Annotated in this window: 18 protein-coding genes; 8 read left to right on the top strand and 10 right to left on the bottom strand. The window is 67.0% G+C overall.

Annotation, left to right across the window (positions count from 1 at the left end; genetic code table 11):
* The coding region (locus FFS20_RS12880) for an amidohydrolase family protein (protein ID WP_137826246.1) at positions 1 to 704 on the top strand (704 nt) is incomplete at its 5' end.
* Positions 705 to 833: 129 nt separating this feature from the next.
* On the opposite strand, the gene FFS20_RS12875 is transcribed toward FFS20_RS12880, so the two are convergent.
* From FFS20_RS12875 to FFS20_RS12860, 4 genes are all read right to left on the bottom strand, one after another.
* The gene (locus FFS20_RS12875) at positions 834 to 1,664 is read right to left on the bottom strand and encodes an ABC transporter permease (RefSeq protein WP_137826245.1); all 831 of its coding nucleotides are present in this window, start codon (positions 1,662 to 1,664) and stop codon (positions 834 to 836) included.
* Positions 1,661 to 2,761, bottom strand: coding sequence for an ATP-binding cassette domain-containing protein (locus FFS20_RS12870; RefSeq protein WP_137826244.1), 1,101 nt, complete (start codon positions 2,759 to 2,761; stop codon positions 1,661 to 1,663). The genes FFS20_RS12875 and FFS20_RS12870 overlap by 4 nt, the downstream gene beginning before the upstream one ends.
* Positions 2,762 to 2,917: 156 nt before the next feature.
* A complete protein-coding gene (locus FFS20_RS12865) occupies positions 2,918 to 3,766 on the bottom strand; it encodes a DUF4097 family beta strand repeat-containing protein (protein WP_137826243.1) in 849 nt (282 codons plus the stop codon).
* A complete protein-coding gene (locus tag FFS20_RS12860) occupies positions 3,754 to 4,263 on the bottom strand; it encodes a toxin-antitoxin system HicB family antitoxin (RefSeq protein ID WP_137826242.1) in 510 nt (169 codons plus the stop codon). The genes FFS20_RS12865 and FFS20_RS12860 overlap by 13 nt, the downstream gene beginning before the upstream one ends.
* 96 nt (positions 4,264 to 4,359) lie before the next feature.
* On the opposite strand from FFS20_RS12860, the gene FFS20_RS12855 reads away from it, so the two are divergent.
* A complete protein-coding gene (locus FFS20_RS12855) occupies positions 4,360 to 5,769 on the top strand; it encodes an ABC-ATPase domain-containing protein (RefSeq protein ID WP_137826241.1) in 1,410 nt (469 codons plus the stop codon).
* A gap of 94 nt (positions 5,770 to 5,863) precedes the next feature.
* Here the strand turns inward: FFS20_RS12855 and FFS20_RS12850 are convergent, their stop codons facing one another.
* On the bottom strand, positions 5,864 to 7,003 hold the full coding sequence (locus tag FFS20_RS12850) for an epoxide hydrolase family protein (protein WP_137826240.1): 1,140 nt from the start codon (positions 7,001 to 7,003) through the stop codon (positions 5,864 to 5,866).
* 78 nt (positions 7,004 to 7,081) lie between these two features.
* On the opposite strand from FFS20_RS12850, the gene FFS20_RS12845 reads away from it, so the two are divergent.
* Positions 7,082 to 8,107, top strand: a complete 1,026-nt coding sequence (locus FFS20_RS12845; RefSeq protein WP_137826239.1) for a YafY family protein — start codon at positions 7,082 to 7,084, stop codon at positions 8,105 to 8,107.
* 214 nt (positions 8,108 to 8,321) lie between these two features.
* Positions 8,322 to 9,476 (top strand): hypothetical protein, encoded by a 1,155-nt coding sequence (locus tag FFS20_RS12840; protein ID WP_137826238.1) that lies wholly within the window; start codon positions 8,322 to 8,324, stop codon positions 9,474 to 9,476.
* A 59-nt stretch (positions 9,477 to 9,535) separates the two neighbouring features.
* Here the strand turns inward: FFS20_RS12840 and FFS20_RS12835 are convergent, their stop codons facing one another.
* Positions 9,536 to 11,935 (bottom strand): DUF255 domain-containing protein, encoded by a 2,400-nt coding sequence (locus tag FFS20_RS12835; RefSeq protein WP_137826237.1) that lies wholly within the window; start codon positions 11,933 to 11,935, stop codon positions 9,536 to 9,538.
* 177 nt (positions 11,936 to 12,112) lie between these two features.
* Here FFS20_RS12835 and FFS20_RS12830 point away from each other — a divergent pair, with 177 nt between their 5' ends.
* Positions 12,113 to 12,583 (top strand): pyridoxamine 5'-phosphate oxidase family protein, encoded by a 471-nt coding sequence (locus tag FFS20_RS12830; RefSeq protein ID WP_137826236.1) that lies wholly within the window; start codon positions 12,113 to 12,115, stop codon positions 12,581 to 12,583.
* A gap of 12 nt (positions 12,584 to 12,595) precedes the next feature.
* Here the strand turns inward: FFS20_RS12830 and FFS20_RS12825 are convergent, their stop codons facing one another.
* Positions 12,596 to 13,372 (bottom strand): AraC family transcriptional regulator, encoded by a 777-nt coding sequence (locus FFS20_RS12825; RefSeq protein ID WP_137826235.1) that lies wholly within the window; start codon positions 13,370 to 13,372, stop codon positions 12,596 to 12,598.
* 49 nt (positions 13,373 to 13,421) lie between these two features.
* On the opposite strand from FFS20_RS12825, the gene FFS20_RS12820 reads away from it, so the two are divergent.
* Positions 13,422 to 13,922, top strand: a complete 501-nt coding sequence (locus FFS20_RS12820) for a DUF2000 family protein (RefSeq protein ID WP_137826234.1) — start codon at positions 13,422 to 13,424, stop codon at positions 13,920 to 13,922.
* A gap of 53 nt (positions 13,923 to 13,975) precedes the next feature.
* Here FFS20_RS12820 and FFS20_RS12815 read toward each other — a convergent pair whose 3' ends face one another.
* A complete protein-coding gene (locus FFS20_RS12815) occupies positions 13,976 to 14,419 on the bottom strand; it encodes a hypothetical protein (RefSeq protein ID WP_137826233.1) in 444 nt (147 codons plus the stop codon).
* A 311-nt stretch (positions 14,420 to 14,730) separates the two neighbouring features.
* On the opposite strand from FFS20_RS12815, the gene FFS20_RS17970 reads away from it, so the two are divergent.
* Together FFS20_RS17970 and FFS20_RS12810 are read left to right on the top strand one after the other, a co-directional pair.
* Positions 14,731 to 15,339, top strand: a complete 609-nt coding sequence (locus tag FFS20_RS17970) for a hypothetical protein (RefSeq protein ID WP_212743341.1) — start codon at positions 14,731 to 14,733, stop codon at positions 15,337 to 15,339.
* 109 nt (positions 15,340 to 15,448) lie between these two features.
* Positions 15,449 to 16,225, top strand: coding sequence for an alpha/beta hydrolase (locus FFS20_RS12810; RefSeq protein ID WP_171007079.1), 777 nt, complete (start codon positions 15,449 to 15,451; stop codon positions 16,223 to 16,225).
* Between the two features lie 56 nt (positions 16,226 to 16,281).
* On the opposite strand, the gene FFS20_RS12805 is transcribed toward FFS20_RS12810, so the two are convergent.
* A complete protein-coding gene (locus FFS20_RS12805) occupies positions 16,282 to 16,701 on the bottom strand; it encodes a helix-turn-helix domain-containing protein (RefSeq protein WP_249356839.1) in 420 nt (139 codons plus the stop codon).
* Positions 16,702 to 16,767: 66 nt separating this feature from the next.
* Complete coding sequence (locus FFS20_RS12800; protein ID WP_137826231.1) at positions 16,768 to 17,583, bottom strand: glycerophosphodiester phosphodiesterase family protein; 816 nt, start codon at positions 17,581 to 17,583, stop codon at positions 16,768 to 16,770.
* Positions 17,584 to 17,653 lie beyond the last annotated feature (70 nt).

The following is a 17,653-nucleotide window of genomic DNA, read 5'->3' as shown; positions in this document are numbered from 1 at the left end:
GCACCGAGCCCACCCCCGCCGACGCCGAGCCCACTCCCGGCCTCAGCGACTCCGCTTTCACCGTCGTCGGCGGCGCGATCGTCTCCGGGTCGTTCCAGGCCTTCGACCAGTGCTACCTCGTCGAGGCGCTGCGGCGGCTCGGACCGACCTTCGCCGGAGTCACGCAGCTGCCGGCTGACACGAGCGACGAGCACATCCTCGCCCTCGATGCCGCCGGCGTGCGCGCCCTGCGCTTCAATGTCGCCCGCGGCGGCTCTGCGGATGTGGGCGACCTCGATCGCTTCGCCCGTCGCGTCCATGACCTGGCCGGCTGGCACACCGAGCTCTACATCGACGCGCGCACGATCGACGACGATCTTGCCGCGCGGATCGCGGCCCTGCCGGCCGTGGGCATCGACCACCTCGGAATGCACCGGGACGGCATCGACACTCTCCTCCGCCTCGTCGAACGCGGCGTCAAGGTCAAGGCGACCGGGTTCGGGCGGGTCGACCTCGATCCCGCCGAGGTGATCCGCCGCATCGTCGACACCGACCCATCCGCGCTCATGGTCGGCACCGACCTGCCGTCGACACGGGCTCGTCGCCCGTTCGCCGACACCGACCTCGACCTCGTCCGCGAGGTGCTCACGCCCGCCGAGGTCGACGCCGTCTTCTGGTCCAACGCCGCCGACTTCTACCTCGGACGACGCGCCCGCACGAGCTGATCCGGCGCCCGTCCGAAACGGTCTGCAAGCCGCCCGGGGAAGATCCCGCCGCCGACTCGCCCTACGCGGCGGCCCGTCTTACTGGGCGGACCGTCTTACTGGCCGACTCGCCCTATGCGGCGGCCCGTCTTACTGGGCGGCCCGCCTCTCATACGCGGTCCGGGCGAGCACATAGCCGAGCACGCCGAAGCCGACGATCCAGAGCAGCGAGATCCACCAGCTGCTGCCGAGCGGCGTGCCCATGAGCAGTCCGCGGATCGTCTCGATGATCGGCGTGAAGGGTTGGACGTCCGCGAAGATCTGCATCCAGCGCGGCATCGTGTCCGTGGGCACGAATCCGGAGCCGACCATCGGCAGGAGCATGAAGAGCATCGGCACATTGCTCGCGGTCTCGACCGACTTCGCCATGACGCCGAGTGCCACCGACAGCCATCCGAGGGCGACGATGAGGAGGAGGCAGAAGCCGACGAGGCCCAGCCAGTCGAGCCCGTCCGCCGCCGGTCGGAAGCCGAGGAGGAGCGCCAGACCGAGGACGATGACGACGGCAGCGACCTGCTGCAGGCCATTGCTGATGACGTGGCCGGCCATGACCGCGCCGCGCGAGATCGACATCGACCGGAACCGGGTGACGATCCCCTCGTTCATGTCCTGCGACATCGACAGCGCCGTCAGCTGCATGCCGCCGACGAAGGTGAGCACGATGATGCCCGGCATGACGTAGGCGAGGTAGTCACCGGAATCACCGCCGAGCCCCCGGCCCAGGGTTCCCCCGAAGACGTAGACGAAGAGCAGGAGGATGACGATCGGGGCACCGACGAGGAACATGAACACCGGATAGCGCACAGCGTGGACGAACTGCCGCTTGACCATCGTCGCCGTGTCCGCCCATGCCCAGCGGATCGGGTGACGCGCCGGCTCGGGGGCTGCCGCGGTCAGCGGTGTCGTGGGGGTCTGAGTCATCGTTCGGTCCTTCCGTGTCGTGTCGCGATGTCGGTCGGGTGGGTGCCGTCATGTCTCTCGCCGAGGCTGTCCACCGGATCCGCGGTCGCATCGGCCTCGTCGTCGCCAGTGGCGTTCGAGCTCACATCGGTCGTGCGTGCCCCGTGCCCGGTGAGGGCGAAGAAGACATCGTCGAGGCTGGGCGTCTCCACGGTGAGTCCGCGCGGTTCGATGCCGGCGGACTCCAATCCGCCGAGGACCTCTCGCAGGTGTGCCGCTCCCCCATCACCGGGGATAAAGAGCGCAAGCGCCTCAGCCCGACCGGCGGCCTGCGGCCAGAGGCTCTGCGCTCGATCGAGATCGGCCGCCGAGGCGAACGCGAGGTCGATGCGACCGCCGGGGATGAGTCGCTTGAGCCCGGCCGGGGTGTCGTTCGCGACGATCTTCCCATCATCGAGGACGGCGATGCGATCCGCGAGTTCATCGGCTTCGTCGAGGTACTGCGTCGTGAGGAGGATCGTCACCCCGGAGGCGACGAGTTCGCCGATGATCTCCCACATCGTGCGGCGGCTGCGCGGGTCGAGGCCGGTCGTCGGCTCGTCGAGGAAGACGAGGCTGGGCCGGGCGATGAGTGTCATGGCGAGGTCGAGTCTGCGGCGCATGCCGCCGGAGTACGTCGATGCCTGCCGTCGGCTCGCGGGACTGAGGTCGAAGCGCTCGAGCATCTCGTCGACCCGCGCCTTCTGTTCCGCCCCCGGTAGGTGGGCGAGGGCAGCGACGAGGGCGAGGTTCTCTCGGCCGGTGAGCAGACCGTCGACGGCGGAGAACTGCCCGGTCAGCCCGATGAGCGGGCGCACTTCGGCCCCTGCGGTCACGACGTCACGACCGAACACCTCGGCGCGTCCGCTGTCGGGACGCTGCAGTGTGGAGAGGATGTTCACCGTCGTCGTCTTCCCGGCCCCGTTGGGACCGAGCAGGGCGAGGACCTCACCGCGGGCGACCTCGAGGTCGATGCCTGCCAGGACGGTCTTGTCGCCGTAGGCCTTCCGCAGGTCTCTGACGCTGATGGCCGGTCTGGTCGTCGGCGTGGTTCCGGATTCGGTGACGAGATCCGACATGGGATGCTCCTTGTTCTCGTGGTGATCTGTGGGCCGGCGGCGCTGCGCTGACCGGTTTTCGGGTGCACGAAGCCACGCCGGGTCGCCTGACCAGGTGGGCTGTGATGATGTGCCGCGACAGCGGCTGATGTGTCCGACCTCGGTGAGGTCGGTGGGTTACTGGGCGCGGTCGATGATGATGTCGCCGAACTTCGTATGGGCGTGGACTTCGACGGGCAGTTCGTCGCCGAGCGGTCCGGAGTCGGTGTCGAGGTCGGTGCGCACGACTCCGTTCTTCGAATCCGCGTCGATCCACACCGGCGCACCGGCGGCGACGCCGACTTCGATCGTGCCGAACGACGATTCGAGGTCGAGGCGGCCGCTGCCGGCTCGTCGCACCCGCACGGAGCCGTGCCCCGAGGCGGCCCTGACCTCGCCGTCGACATCGTCGAGGCTGATGGTGCCGGTCGCGGTGGCGAGCTCTCCCGTGCCGGCGAACTCGCCGATACGGATCGACCCGTGGGCCGACTTGATGTGAGTCTCCCCGCCGATCCGTCCGAGCTGGGCATCTCCGGAGGAGAGTCGGACATCGACGCCCTCGGTCACCTCGTCGACTGCGAGGCTTCCGGCGCTGACTTTCGCCGTGAGTGACACCATGGTGTCACCTGTGACGTCGCCGGCGGAGGCCTTCACGCTCACGGCGCCCACGTGGTTGCGCAGCCGGACGGATCCCGCGCCGATCGCCACGTCGAGGTCGGTCCCGGTGGGGACCTCGAGTCGGACGTCGGCCGAGCCCTTGCCGCCGAGGAGGAGTCGCTTCTCCCCGGCGATGTCGAGAGTGCCGTCGCCCTCGGTCACGGAGATCCGCTCGGCGGCCTCCTGGTCGACGGCGCGGTCGGGGTTCGTCGGTTCGATCGTGACGTCGACGCCGTCGCGCTCGCTCGCGGTGACGAGGAGGGTGGCGGCCGGGATGTCGACGGTGATCGCCGGTCGTGTCATGGTCGTGTACTGAGTCATCGCATCCATCCTGAGATTCTGCTGGTTCGGGTTCGCTCGGCGCCGCGAGCGTCGAGACCTGCGGCGACGGCACGGACGAGCCACGCATTGAGCGAGATGCCCTCGGCTTTGGCCGCCTGCTCCGCGCGGGCCTTGATCGAGTCGGGCAGCCGCAGCGTCGTCCGCGAGGTGCTTGCGTCGTCGAGGTCGACGGGGACATCGGCGCGGATGTGCTCCGCTTCCGGCTGCGTGATCTCCGCATCGCCCTCGTCTCCCCGGAGGGCGGGCAGCCCGTCGACGACGAAGTCGATGTCGCGCCCGCGGAGGCGGACATCGATGACGGCCGGGGCGATCGCCGAGGTCAGTTCCGCACTGGCATCGGTGAGCGCATCGAGGATCGTCACCCGCGCCGCGGGTTCGAGGGCGGTGACGAGTCGCTCGGCGACATCGCGGGTGGTGTCATCGCCGGCTGCGGCCGCGGCGGTGAGCTGGTTCTGGAGCTGCTCGACATGTCGCGTGATGTTCATGCATTCATGATGACACCATTGTGGTGTCATTCGCAAGACCGATGACACCAGAAATTTGTCGGTGCGCAACGACAGTTGTCGCGTAGCATGGCGAAGATGAGCCCCCAACGATCGCAGCTGGCAGACACCCTCCATCGTCTCGACGGCAAGAGCTACGGCAACTACAAGCAGATCACCGGGCAGTACACGTTCGGCCCGGTCACCCTCATCGTCGATCGCGTCCAGGTCGATCCCTTCGCCTCCCCGTCGAAGGTCCGCGTGCGCGTCAGACGTGCCGATGCCGGGTTCCCCGCCGATCTCACGACCGGCCGCCTCGATCGGATCGCCGCCTCCGACTACCTCCTGCGGGTGGGCAATGGTGTCATCCGGCGCGACCACGGGCGGTCGATCAATCTCGGGCGCCCGGGCCAGGAAGTGCTCGAACGGACGAACGTCATCATCGACGATGACGGCTTCGAGGCCCGTCTGCTCGTCAATCTGCCGGCCCGCGGACGGCGCATCCTCGGTCATCAGGCCGCCGACACCGTCACCCGCGACGTCATCGATCTCGCCCGGGCGATGTTCCTCTACGACAACATCGACGGCCAGGCGCTGGCCGACCATGTGCAGCTCCTCCGCGATCAGACTGAGCTGAGGGACCGCCTCGGCGAGGACGGCCTGGTCGGTTTCGTCGGCAACGGGGCGATCCTGCCCCGCCGCTCGGGTGATTCGGATCGGCCCATGGACGCTGCGGCCGCCGTGCCCTTCCGGAGCCCAACAAGTCTCGAGCGCACGTTCGACCTGACGAGCGGACGCCGGGTCACGGGCATGGCGATCCCCCGTGGTGTCACCGTCATCGTCGGCGGCGGCTACCACGGCAAGTCGACGATTCTGCGCGCGCTTGAGCGCGGTGTCTACCCGCACGTCACCGGTGACGGACGGGAATGGGTCATCACCGAGCCGACGGCCACCGCGATCCGGGCCGAGGACGGACGCGCAGTGACCGGTGACGACATCTCACCGTTCATCAACAATCTGCCATCCGGCACGGACACGAGATTCTTCTCGACGACGAACGCCAGCGGATCGACCTCACAGGCGGCGAACCTCGTCGAAGCCGTCGAGGCGAGCGCGCATTCCCTCCTCATCGACGAGGACACCTCGGCGACGAACTTCATGATCCGCGATGAGCGGATGCGCGCGCTCATCCCCGCCGACCGGGAGCCGATCACCCCGTTCGTCGACCGGGTCCGCCCCCTGTTCGGGGAGCGCGGGGTCTCAACTGTGCTCGTCGACCCCGAGCAGACGAACGGCATCGCCGAGTCGCTCGAGTACATGGCGAGGATCTTCGACGGGAAGGTCTCCGTCGTCGAGGCGCTCGCGGAGATCGAGGCGATGCTCGACGCGCAGGGCATCGACGGCCTCACCGGCCACCGGAAGCATCCCGGTCACGTCGCCCGGCCGCGCGCGCAGGAGATGGCCGCCGCCCTCAACCGCTACCGAGGACTCAGCCTCATCCCCGATTGAGACCACAGCCGTTCCAGGATCGGACGCTCGGCGATGCCGGTTCTCTGCGATTCCGCGAGGCGACTGCCCGTCAGCACTGTGCGAGCGGTTGCTCTCAGCGCACGGCTCGGAAGAACTCGCGGATATCCGTCGCCACGTCATCCGGTCGTTCCAGGGCCGCGAAATGGCCGCCTTCGTCGAATCGGGACCAGTGGACGATGTCGGCGTTGTCCCGCTCAGCGAAGACCCTGATCGTTTGGAAATCATCCTTGAACACAGCGACGCCGGTTCGTGCGCTGCTGACCTGAGGTTCCGTCTCGGCTCGGGCATTCTCAAGATAGCTGCGGCTCATCCCCGACGCAGCATTCGCGAACCAATTGACGCTGACCTCGAGGAGAATCTGGTCGAGGGAGACGAGCGAGGTGCCGTTGCCGAAGGAGTTGAAGAGTTCGCTGTAGGCGAGCAGCCCGAGCGGGGAGTCGCTGAGACCCACTGCGACAGTCTGCGGACGCGAGGCGTTCATCGTGTTGTAGCCGCCCACGGACTGGAACCACTTCATGTGCTCGAGACCTGCGTAATCAGCCGGTTCGAGCCGTTCGAACTCCGCCGGATCGCCGGAGGGAAACGAGAACAGCTGCAGCACATGCAGACCGAGGAAGCCTTCCGGGTCGAGCAGACCGAGCTCACGAGCGATCATCGCACCGGTATCCGATCCGTGGATGCCATAGCTCTCATAGCCGAGTTCGCGCATGAGGCGATCGTAGGCGCGCGCGATCTTCGCATTCGTCCACCCCCCAAGGCGCAGGGGCTGTGAGAAGCCGAACCCAGGAGCGTCGGGCACGACGACGTCGAAGGCATCCGCGGCATCTCCGCCGTGCGCAACGGGATCGACGAGGCGGTCGATGAGGTCGAGATAGTCAACAGCTGATCCCGGGTAGGTATGTGCGAGCAGCAGCGGCACGGCATTCTTGTGAGGTGAGCGCACGTGAACGAAGTGAACGGGCTGTCCGTCGATCTCGGCCATGTAGTGCGGGTGCGTATTGAGCCGGGCCTCTGCGGCGCCCCAATCGAACTCCTTCCACGCCGTGAGCGCTGTGTCGAGGTAGCTGTTCGGTGTGCCCGCGTCCCAGTCATCGACCGGCGAGGCCAGCGGCAGGCGGGTGCGGTCGAGCCGCTCGCGCAGATCGGCGACATCAGCCTCGGGCACGGAAATGGTGAATGGACGGATGGACAGGGACTCCTCAGTGCTGTTCATACCTCGACGCTAGATCGCAATTAGGTAGGATCTGTTCCTAATAGGGCAACTTCGTTCCGGAGAGCCGTGGAGGACGATGTGGTCGACCCGACGTCGCGACTGCTGTCACTGCTTGTGATCCTGCAATCCGGTTCGAAGCGCACCGGACGCGAGCTTGCCGAGACTCTGAATGTCTCTGCCCGGACGATCCGGCACGACGTGGACCGGTTGCGCGAACTCGGCTATCCCGTCGATGCGACGCGCGGCTCCGTCGGCGGCTACCGCCTCGGCGTGGGCGGCAGGCTGCCCCCGCTCCTGCTCGATGATGACGAAGCGGTTGCCGTCGCGGTGGGGCTTCGAGCGGCCGTCGGGGTGAGTGGGATCGAGGACGCCGGAGCCCGCGCTCTGATGAAGCTCGATCAGGTGCTTCCGGCACGACTTAGGCCCACTGTCGACGCTCTGCGTTCGACGATCGACCGGGCCCCGGAGAACACGGACACGGATGCTCCCGACCCAGAGGTCGATGCCGCTGTCCTGCGCTCGGTGGCGCGGGCGATCCGCGGCACCGAGCGGCTGACCATCGATTATCAGGGAGACGCGCGAAGCGTCGAACCCTACCGGCTCCTCAGCTGGCGACGACGGTGGCATCTCGTCGCACGCGACCCCGCAACCGGCGAATGGACCACCTTTCGCATGGATCTGGCAACGGTGCGACCACCGGCCGGCCGTCGTTTCACGCCGCAGCCGCTGCCGGGCGGCGACGGCATCGCCTTCGCAATGCACTCGATCGCTGCAAGCGGATGGAAGGTGCGAGCGCGACTTCGTGTTGAGGCATCGGCCGAGGCTGTGCTCGATCGCATCAATCCGACCGTCGGCATCGTCGAGCCGATCGACGACGAGAACTGCCTTCTCCTCACCGGTGCTGACAGCCTCGACACCGTTGCCGCCTATATCGGCATGCTCATGATGGATTTCACCGTCGAATCACCGCCTGAACTCATCCCCCGCCTCGCCACGATCGCTGACCGGTACCGCCGGTCCGTCGATCACTCACCGACCGAACGATTCGAGAACGGTGACCTCCGTGTTCACCGCGAGGTTGACGATCCCACAATCCCCGAATGACGGGCGCTCCCGCAGGTCGGGCAGCGTCTGGCCATGTTCTCCTGTCCCACTCAGCTGTATCCTGAACACATGAAGCGCTATCAGCGATTTGCACACCCCCGGCCGGGAATCGGCCGCGGGGTCGTCGTCGTGCACTGACAGCGCGCGTCTCCGCAGGCACGGTCGGGGGAAGAACTCCACCACCGACCAGCCACTCTCACATCGGAGACTCCTCATGTCACTGGATACCACCACCGACCTCGATTCCGGCTACCGCTATCTCACCCCTGACCAGCTGCACCGAGCCCTGAGCATCCGCGATCTCACGGATGCACGCCAAGGACAGCACGCCATTCAGACGCTGCTCGACGATGTCATTGCCGCACTGAGCTCATCGTGGCGGTCCTCGGTGCGCCGGGTCCGCTCGTCACCCATCGTGCCCGTCCGCGAGAACTACGACCGGTTGGGCTATCTTCTCAACGACGTCACCCGAGCACAGCGCTACACCCGGTACATCAGCTCGACCGTCATGCTCCGCAGCCACACCAGTGCCGCGATTCCCGCTGAATTGGATCGCTATGGGGCGCCGGACGCCGCGGACGTCCACGTCGACGAGCTGCTGGTGGCTCCGGGACTGGTCTATCGACGCGACGTCGTCGATCGCACTCACGTGGGTGAACCGCACCAGGTCGATCTCTGGCGCGTCCGCCGTGCTCGATCGACTGACGACGATGTGCTCGACATGGCACGAACCCTCGTCGAGGCGGTGCTGCCGGGCGCCGGTTGGCGGGTCACCGACGCGATCCACCCGTACACGGTGGGCGGCAAGCAGATCGATGTCCGCCACTCCGGCGAATGGCTCGAATTGGCGGAATGCGGCCGGATCCACCCCGACGTACTCCGGCGATCGGGTCTAGACCCGCGCACTTGGTCAGGTCTTGCTCTCGGGATGGGTCTCGAACGGGCGCTGATGCTGAGGAAGGGAATTCCCGACATCCGGTATCTGCGTGCGAGTGAGCCGAGAATCGCGGCGCAGATGCGCGACCTCGAACCGTGGCAGCACGTTTCCCTCCTCCCACCGGCTCGCCGAGACATCTCGATCGTGGTCAGCGACACGGATGACGAGGAGATACTCGGCGACCGCATCCGCAATGCTCTGGGCGACGATGTCGAGATGATCGAATCCGTCGAGGTCCTCAACAGCACCGCACATGATGATCTGCCAGAGGCCGTCCGCATGCGGTTGAAGACCCGCCCAGGGCAGGCGAATGCTCTGCTGCGCATCATTCTGCGTCCCATCGACCGGACTCTGACATCAGCGGAGGCCAATGCCCTCCGGAACAGGGTCTACCTGGCAGTGCATGAAGGACCGGTCAAGGAGCTCATCTGAGACAGGGCGGCCGCGCTGGATCCGTGCCATCGCGGCCGCCGCGCGCTCACTCTTCGCCCTCACCCGTCGAGCAGCGCGGCAAGTTCCGCTGTCGTCGTCACCGGCAGCGAGCAGACCGTGCCGCGACACACGATCGCCGCCCCTTCGGGCACGGGGATCTCGTCCCCGTCGGGCCCGGGCACACCGGTCGAGTCGGTGAGGAGGGTGACCGCGGGGTGCTTCGCGGCGAGCGTGAGCAGAGCATCGTCGCGACTGGCGACTCGGACCGGGGCGAGGGCGCGTTCGGCCTGCCACAGCGCATGCCCGGCACCGCGCGGCGCCCGACCGGCCAGCGCCCGGTAGACCCCGAGCAGACGATCGCGCACGTCGATCGCCTGACTGCTCGTGAGCGTTGCCTCGGACTGACCGACGGTCGGATCCTCCTCGCCGAGGCGGCCCCGAGCTGGAGTGCCGCCGTCGACTCCCAGCTCGCCGAGGAGCAGCATCGCCTCCGCAGCGGCCGCGCGCCCCGAGGGCGTGGCGTTGTCGACGGGGTCGGATCCGCGCACGCCGAGGATGTCGTCGGCTTCAGCGTCGAAGACCTCGAGGGTCTCGACCGCGTCGCCTCCGCCGCCCGAGGCACCTGCACCGGCCGTCGAAGACGTCCTCCCGGCCCCCGCCTCGGCGTCCCAATTCGTGAACCTCCGCAGCATTTCGGTGCCGAGTTCGGCGAGCCCAGCCGGAGTGAGCAGGGTGTCGTCGAGCGCGACAGCGGTGTCGGCTCGTTTGCCGACGCCCTCGCCAAGCCCCGCATTGCGCAGCTGCAGCACGGCGGCACCGGCGACGATCATCTGCGCCCAGTCCGTCAGACCCGCCGCCCCCGGGCCCGGATCGGCCCCGGTGAAGCTGCGCCGCACCGGCAGGTCGCCAACGCCGGGGATCACGACCTCGGCGGGCTCGGCGTCGATGTCGCCGGACCCGGTGATGAACCGGTTGACCATCGACTCCCAGAAGATCGCCGCGGTGCTCCCCCACGCCGCCGACGCCGCACTCGGATGGGAGTAGAGGGCCGCCTCGGCGAGCGCGGTGATGGCGAGCGCATTCCATTCGGTGATCGTCTTCTCATCCCTGGCCGGCTGGGGCCGCGCATCGAGGAGCGTGCGCAGAGCCGTGACCTGGGCCTGCGTCGCCTCGGTCGCCCACGGGGCGGGGTGCTCGGCGTCGAAGGGCACGTCGGCCATGCCGAGCCAATCGACGATCCGCGGGGCCGCGACGACGAGGCCGGGCAGGTCAGCGCCCGCCGGGGAATCGACGAGCTGGAGCACTCCGGCGCCGCCCACCTCGGCGAATTCGTCTTGCGTGACGACGTAGGCGGCACCCTCTTCGAGCCGCCCGTCGGCGCCGGGCGAATCGGCGTCGAGAGCAGCGACGAACCGATCCCCGGCAGAGAGGTCGGCAATCATGAAATCGGCGGTGTCAGCGAGCTCCCGCTCGGCGAGCGCAAGCCATTTCGAGGCCGGGTCGAGGGCGCGTTCGACCTCGGCCCAGCGCACGACCGCCCGCAGGTAGACGGCGTTGTCGTAGAGCATCTTCTCGAAGTGCGGGACGAACCACTGACGGTCGACGCTGTAGCGGGCGATGCCGCCGCGCACCTGGTCGCGCATGCCGCCGGAGGCGATGTGGGCGAAGGTGCTGCGGGCGGCGATGAGGCAGTCGAGGGTGAGGTCGCCGGTGAGATGGCCGTCCGCGCCGAGGACAGCGATCCCATCGGTCTCCTTCGCCGAGGTGGTTCCACCGTGGCGGACGAACGTCGCGAGCAGCTGCATGAGGTTCATCGACGGCGGGAACTTCGGGGCAGTGCCGAACCCGCCCCACGCCGGATCGTAGGAGTCGAGCAGCGCCGAGGCGGCGGCGTCGAGCTCCTCGGACGTCAAGGTCTCGGCAGCCGCCTCGGCGGGGATCGCATCGGTGACGGCGGTGGCCATGTCGGCCAGGCCGCGATCCATGCGCTGGGACATCTCGGTCACCTCGGCGCGGCGGTCCGTCCACGTCTGGGACACCGCGTCGAGGACCTGCGTGAACGAGGGAACGTTGCCGCGCGGGGACGGCGGGAAGTACGTGCCGGCGTAGAACGGGCTGCCGGTCGGGGTCGCGAAGATCGTCATCGGCCAGCCGCCCTGCCCGCGCATCGCCTGGAGGGCGTTCATGTAATGGGAGTCGATGTCGGGCAGCTCTTCGCGGTCGATCTTGATGGGGAGGAAGCCGGCGTTGATGATCTCGGCGACGGCGGGGTCCTCGAAGGACTCGTGGGCCATGACGTGGCACCAGTGGCAGGTCGAGTAGCCGATCGAGATGAGGAGGGGGATGTCGCGGTCGGCCGCCTCCGCGAGGGACTCCTTCGTCCACATCCGCCAGTCGACGGGATTGTCGGCGTGGGCGCGGAGGTACGGGCTCGTCGATGCGGCAAGTTCGTTGGCCATATCTCCACCCTCTCACTTCGCGCCGGAGACCGCGAGGGGGCGACTTCGAGACTCTCAAGGTCGCATCGCGGCATGCCCTGTCGCTCGGCGCCCAACTCTTCTACACTCTGTAGAAAAGCGCGGCGATGGCGAGCGATTCCGACGTCCCGCCGCCCGCGCCCGAGGGAAGGCAACGCGATGAACGCTGATCCGAACATGGTCCTCGACGCGGACGAAGCTTGGGAGAGCCTGCGCAGCACGACGATCGGCTGCCTCGCCGTCATCGTCGGCGAGGGTGAGGACCTCCACCCGGAGATCTTCCCCGTCAACTACGCTCTCGAGCATTCGTCGATCGTCTTCCGCTCCGGGGAGGGCACGAATATCGACGCGATCCACGACCATCCGCAGGTGGCCTTCGAGGTCGACGGCTTCGACCCCGAGGCCGGGGAGGCGTGGAGCGTCGTCGTCAAGGGCACGGCGAAGCCGATCAACCGCACCGATGAGCTGCTCGACACGATCTCCCTCGACGTCACCCCGTGGCAGGCGGGGAAGAAGAATCGCTTCGTGCGCATCCTCGCCGAGGAGGTCACCGGCCGCCGCTTCCCCGTGACCGAACCCGGGACCTGGGATTCCCCGCTCACGGGCACCCAGCGCGCCCCGCGGGAGTGAGGCGCCCTCGTCTCACGCGACGAATGCCCCCGGTGTCACGCCCAGAGTCCGCCGGAAATGTCTGGTGAGATGTGACTGGTCATGGAACCCCACCGCCGTGGCCACCTCGGTGGGCGTGAGGCCGGCGAGCAGGAGCCGGCGAGCGCGGTCGACCCGGCGCCCGAGGACGTACTGGTGCGGGGCGATGCCGTAGGCGTTCGTGAAGACACGGACGAGGTGACTGCGGTTGGCTCCGAACTCGGAAGCCGCCTCGGCGATGGTGACGGTCTCAGCCAGACGGTCATCGAGCATGTCACGGAGCCGCCGGGCGAGCGGAACGTCGGCGGGCACATCGGCCGGAGACCGCAGACGACCGAGCACGAGGTCACGCAGCGCGAGCACGCCGCATTCGGCGGCGAGCGCATCCGCCGGGTGGCCCAGGGCAGCGTGAATCTCCTCGACGGCGGAGAGGATATCAGCGCCGGTCAGCGTCGGTGAGTCCGCTGCAGCACCGACCGTGTCATCCGGAAGCCAGTCCGACTCCAGGTAGAGGACGCGCTTGCGAAACGGGCGCTCCGGTATCGCCGACCTCCCGTCGTGCGGCACCTGCGGCGGCAACAGGGTGATGGCGGCCGGAGTGGCGAGGTGGTCATGGCGGTCGAGATCATAGGTCACGGCGCCGTCGTCAACGAGCAGAACCGCCCACGAATCGTGGGTGTGCGACGGGTAGGCGTGGTGCTCGAACCGGGCATGGAGGACCTCCTGCACGAGCGGCACCGGCGGGTGCCAAGCGCGGATCACCTCGGCCATGCAACAAATGTACAAGACCGGGACATCGTCGACCGTGGAGTCTGGAGGCATGGACACCACCGATACCCTGCATCCGAGACCGACCGATTCCAGCACCGAGGCGACCGCACCCGAACCGTCGAACGCCTCGGAGACGGCGGTGCGCTTCGATACGAAGGTCATCGTCGTCCTCCGTGACGACCTGCTGCCCTGGCAGGAGCTCAACGTCACGGCGTTCCTCATCTCCGGAGTCGCGACGAGCACGGACGACCTCGTCGGAGACCGCTACCGAGACGCCGACGGCAACGACTATCTGCCCATGCTGCGCCAACCCGTCATGGTCATGACCGCGGACGCTTCACGGCTCGCCTCGATCCGCACCAAGGCCGTCAACCGCGGCATTCCGCTCGCCGTCTACACGGAAGAGCTGTTCGCCACCGGCCATGACGCCGCCAACCGCGCCGCCGTCGCTTCCGTCGCCGCCGTCGACCTCAACCTCGTCGGCGTTGCCCTGCACGGACCGAAGAACGCCGTCGACCGCACGGTCAAGGGCGCCCGCATGCACCCGTGACGTCGCCGCGGCGGCCACTCCGGGATGAGTGAATGCGCCGGTCTCGTCTCGACTCAGCCGGTCCAGTTCGCCAATGTCGGAGGCTCTTTCCAGATCTTGCTCATATCCAGCCTCCGATAATGCTCAAGAACTCGTTCGGCAAAGTCTGGAACCACTGCCTCGGCGTACTTCTCCGGGAAGTTCGGCAGCTCATTGCGGCCATCCCGCTTAGCCTTGAGCACGTGATAACCGAGATTCGTCAGCAGTGCCGCCCGAATACGGTCAGGCATCGATTGGTCGCATAGCACGAGGAACTCGTCGAGGTGATAGAACTCGTAAGTCGTTCGATCCGGATCCGGCACAAGAGCTTGGCGATCCATCGTCACCACATAGTCGACGTTTCCGTGTTCTGCCGCGGCATCAAGGTGGCTGTCGAACGGGTCGGTGTCGCCGGCCTGAGACAACTGTGCTTGCCGATCGACGGGTGCGTTGTGACGCAGCCGCGAGGCGCCGACCACGGCAACGATGATTGCCGATGTGGCACGATGGGTTCATGGACAGCGCACTACAGCCACCGTCGATGTCGATACGCTTCTCTGTCCTCGTCGTCGGTTTCGTCGTCCACCTCGCCGCATGGGTGGGTTTCTCAGCGCTCTTCTTCACCGCTCCGGACTATGGAACCGGTCACCCGCTCTGGGTGGGAATCCCTCTGCTCGTACTCGCTCTGATAGCAGCGGCCGCGGTGGGAGCCATCGCGCGGAGCCAACCGAGCAGCGCTGCCGGCGTCATCGCCGCAGCACTCGTCATCGCTTGGTGTCTCTCCGGAGTCGTGGCACTCGGTCTGCGGCTGGTGCCTTCGGCGGCCCTCGCTGAACCCCTCTCGGAGTTCGTGGGAGCACTCCCGTTTCTCACCATTCTCGCGGCGCCTGCCCTCCTGACACCGGTGACGATTCGCACTCTTCGCACAATGGCCTCGGCTGAGAACTCGGCGGACAGCGGTCGGCGGAAGCCGCACGAGGCAGCCATCACCCTGTTCGGTTCGGCAGCTCTTATCGTTGCAGCGGGCTTTCTCACCTCGCCGGCCGGCACGATCGTCGAGTTCTCGACAGGTACGTGGACGTGGATCCTGTCGCTGCTGGCTGCCGTCGGTGCTGTCGCAGGCATCTTCGCACTTCGACATGCATTCGATGTCCCACGAAAGTCGCTCGGGGACTGGCTTCTCGGAGCCTCAGGCTTCTTCACTCTGATCTTCGCGATGAACACGGTGATCATCGGAGCCCTGCTTCAGATCGGTGCTGAAGAATCACTGGTCGGCGATGGCGCCGCAATCCCCATTGTCGTCATCGGCTACCTTGCTGCGGCGAGCGTCCTCACCGCCACCAGCCTCGCACCGAGGCGGAAGTCGCCGATTCGGCGTCGCCGTGAAGCTCTCATCTGAGTCGTTCCGAACTCGCCAGATCTCCCGTTCGCAGTCCGTTTCCGCCGCCCCTGTCTTTCGCCAAAGCTCTGTTCTCGGCCATGTCAGAACCGCCCGATACATTGCACTCGTGCCTGTCGCGCTTGCTCCTGATGGATCCCGTCTCCGGTACTCGATTCGCCTGGGCGCTTTCCCGTCATTGCCGCCGCTTGTCCTCGTGCAGGGACGAGCGCTCGATCATCACGGGTGGGACTCGGCGCGGAGCGATTTCTCCGAGCGGACCACCATTGTCTTCGATCATCGCGGCACCGGCGACAGCACGTCCGAGTTCCCTCCGCGGTGGTCCACCAGGGATTTTGCTCTTGACGTCATGGCGATACTCGACAACGCCGGGATCGCTCGCGCGCACTTCTACGGCCATTCGATGGGTGGTCGGATCGTCCAGTGGATCGGCGCCGACCATGCCGAGCGAGCGGTATCGATCGTCATCGGCGCCACGAGCGTGGGCGACGAGACGGGACCGCCGCGCCCGGCAGAGGGAGCGAAGGCTTTGGCGACCCTCGATACGAAGACGCTGGCTTCCCTCTTCTACCCTGACTGGTGGATTGCAGAGAACCCACGTGAGGCATGCAAGGTCTTGATCGCTCCGCAATCACCTGAGGCTATGCGCGTTCACAGTGAGGCCTCCGACCTGCGCGATGGGCCGCACCCGGAGTCCATCAGTGTCCCGGCTCTCGTCCTCCAAGGAGCCGATGATCTCCTCGTCGACCCCGGCAATGCCGCGATCTTCGGTAGCAGAGTCCCCGACGTCGAGGTCAGCATCATCCCCGACGCCCGCCACAGCTACTGGGTCGGCCGCCCCGAAGTCCACAAACGCGTCGAAGAGTTCCTGGCCCGGCACGACTAGGCACATACGCCTGGGTCAGATGCCAGCACTAAGCCGCCGGCGCAGGCGGCTCCGACCTACAAGGGCTCGCCCAGCTCGTCTTCCAATTCCATGAGGTCGTGAATGGCACGAGCGCGTTCGGCGCGAAGTGCCTTCCTGAACTCCACAACGTCCGCCCTGCGCAGCCGGGTATGCGTCCCCACCGAATGAGATGGCAGCCGCCCTTCGCGCACATGCTTCATCAGCGTCGGACGAGAAAGTCCCAACATCGACGCCGCCGTTGTGGTCGTGACCACTTCGGGCACCTGGCCAATGGAGATCTCATCACCAGCGGCCACCGCCTGAAGAACGGTTTCGATGAGACCCGCGACCCGGGGATCCAGATCGGACCGGCGGATGGTCCAGCCGGCTCCGGAATCCGCGGCTGTTCTCAGCAGCTCGGACGCAGATTCCGACGTCTCGGAGTCGAACAGCACATGGTGAGAGCGAACAGTCATGATCATTCCTTTCAGATATAAGTGTAGCGCGTTGCTGTTATATCTGAAAGTGCGTTCCTTGCCGGGCTACAGCTCCTCGACGACCTCAACGAGGACGTCAGGCACATTCGTGATGATGCCGTCGGCACCGTTCTCGATCGCCGTCTCCATGTCGGGCACCGCGTCGATCGTCCACACGAGGCTCGACATGCCGAGTTCGTGGATGAGCGTGAGGTACTCGGCGTCGGCGTCGACGTACTCGGGGTTGATCTGATCGACCCACGCGGCGAAGTCGCGCAGCTGCTCGGGAGTCGGACGGCCGAGGAGTCCGACCGGCACCTCGGGGGCGAGCTCGTGGAACTCCCGGACGAAATCCCAGTCGGCAGACTGGACGACGAGCAGCCCCGCGGCAAGCGACCGGTCGAGGTAGTCGGGCACGTTGTCGCAGGCGGCCACGATCGCCTCGGCGATCCCGGGGTAGAGCTCGGGATGCTTGACCTCGAGGAGCAGCCCGGTGCGGGTCGCATGGACGAGGGCGAGCACCTCGGCGAGCGTCGGCACCTGCAGACCGACGAAGGCCTCATGCTTCCAGCTGCCCGCGTCGAGCCGGGCGATCTCGGCGGCGGTCATCTGGGAGACGTGGGTGTCGGCGCGGTCGGGGAAGACCGTGCGCACATCGGTCGTGCGATCGAACGTGATGTCGTGGACGACGACGAGTTCACCGTCGGCGCTCATGTGGACGTCGACCTCGATCATGTCCGCGCCCTGGTCAATGCCGGCGACGAACGCCGGGATCGTGTTCTCCGGCCACCCCAGCGACGCGCCGCGGTGCGCGATGACGAGCGGCGGGACCGGGGTCCTGACGCCGCCTGCGGGAGGATGGGTGAGAACGGTGATCGGCATGGTGGGTACTCCTTATGGGGATGGTCGCCGAGGCGGTGCCGGTGGAGCCGTCAACGTGGTACCTCAAGGG

It is taken from the genome of Brevibacterium sp. 2SA (assembly GCF_005502845.1).
Classification (GTDB): Bacteria; Actinomycetota; Actinomycetes; order Actinomycetales; family Brevibacteriaceae; genus Brevibacterium.
This window is presented reverse-complemented; position numbering and strand designations above follow the sequence as displayed.

Coding starts and splice junctions, on each gene's coding strand:
- FFS20_RS12875 (WP_137826245.1), bottom strand. CDS start 1,664: ATGACTCAGACCCCCACGACACCGCTGACCGCGGCAGCCCCCGAGCCG.
- FFS20_RS12870 (WP_137826244.1), bottom strand. CDS start 2,761: ATGTCGGATCTCGTCACCGAATCCGGAACCACGCCGACGACCAGACCG.
- FFS20_RS12865 (WP_137826243.1), bottom strand. CDS start 3,766: ATGGATGCGATGACTCAGTACACGACCATGACACGACCGGCGATCACC.
- FFS20_RS12860 (WP_137826242.1), bottom strand. CDS start 4,263: ATGAACATCACGCGACATGTCGAGCAGCTCCAGAACCAGCTCACCGCC.
- FFS20_RS12855 (WP_137826241.1), top strand. CDS start 4,360: ATGAGCCCCCAACGATCGCAGCTGGCAGACACCCTCCATCGTCTCGAC.
- FFS20_RS12850 (WP_137826240.1), bottom strand. CDS start 7,003: ATGAACAGCACTGAGGAGTCCCTGTCCATCCGTCCATTCACCATTTCC.
- FFS20_RS12840 (WP_137826238.1), top strand. CDS start 8,322: ATGTCACTGGATACCACCACCGACCTCGATTCCGGCTACCGCTATCTC.
- FFS20_RS12835 (WP_137826237.1), bottom strand. CDS start 11,935: ATGGCCAACGAACTTGCCGCATCGACGAGCCCGTACCTCCGCGCCCAC.
- FFS20_RS12830 (WP_137826236.1), top strand. CDS start 12,113: ATGAACGCTGATCCGAACATGGTCCTCGACGCGGACGAAGCTTGGGAG.
- FFS20_RS12825 (WP_137826235.1), bottom strand. CDS start 13,372: ATGGCCGAGGTGATCCGCGCTTGGCACCCGCCGGTGCCGCTCGTGCAG.
- FFS20_RS12820 (WP_137826234.1), top strand. CDS start 13,422: ATGGACACCACCGATACCCTGCATCCGAGACCGACCGATTCCAGCACC.
- FFS20_RS12805 (WP_249356839.1), bottom strand. CDS start 16,701: ATGACTGTTCGCTCTCACCATGTGCTGTTCGACTCCGAGACGTCGGAA.
- FFS20_RS12800 (WP_137826231.1), bottom strand. CDS start 17,583: ATGCCGATCACCGTTCTCACCCATCCTCCCGCAGGCGGCGTCAGGACC.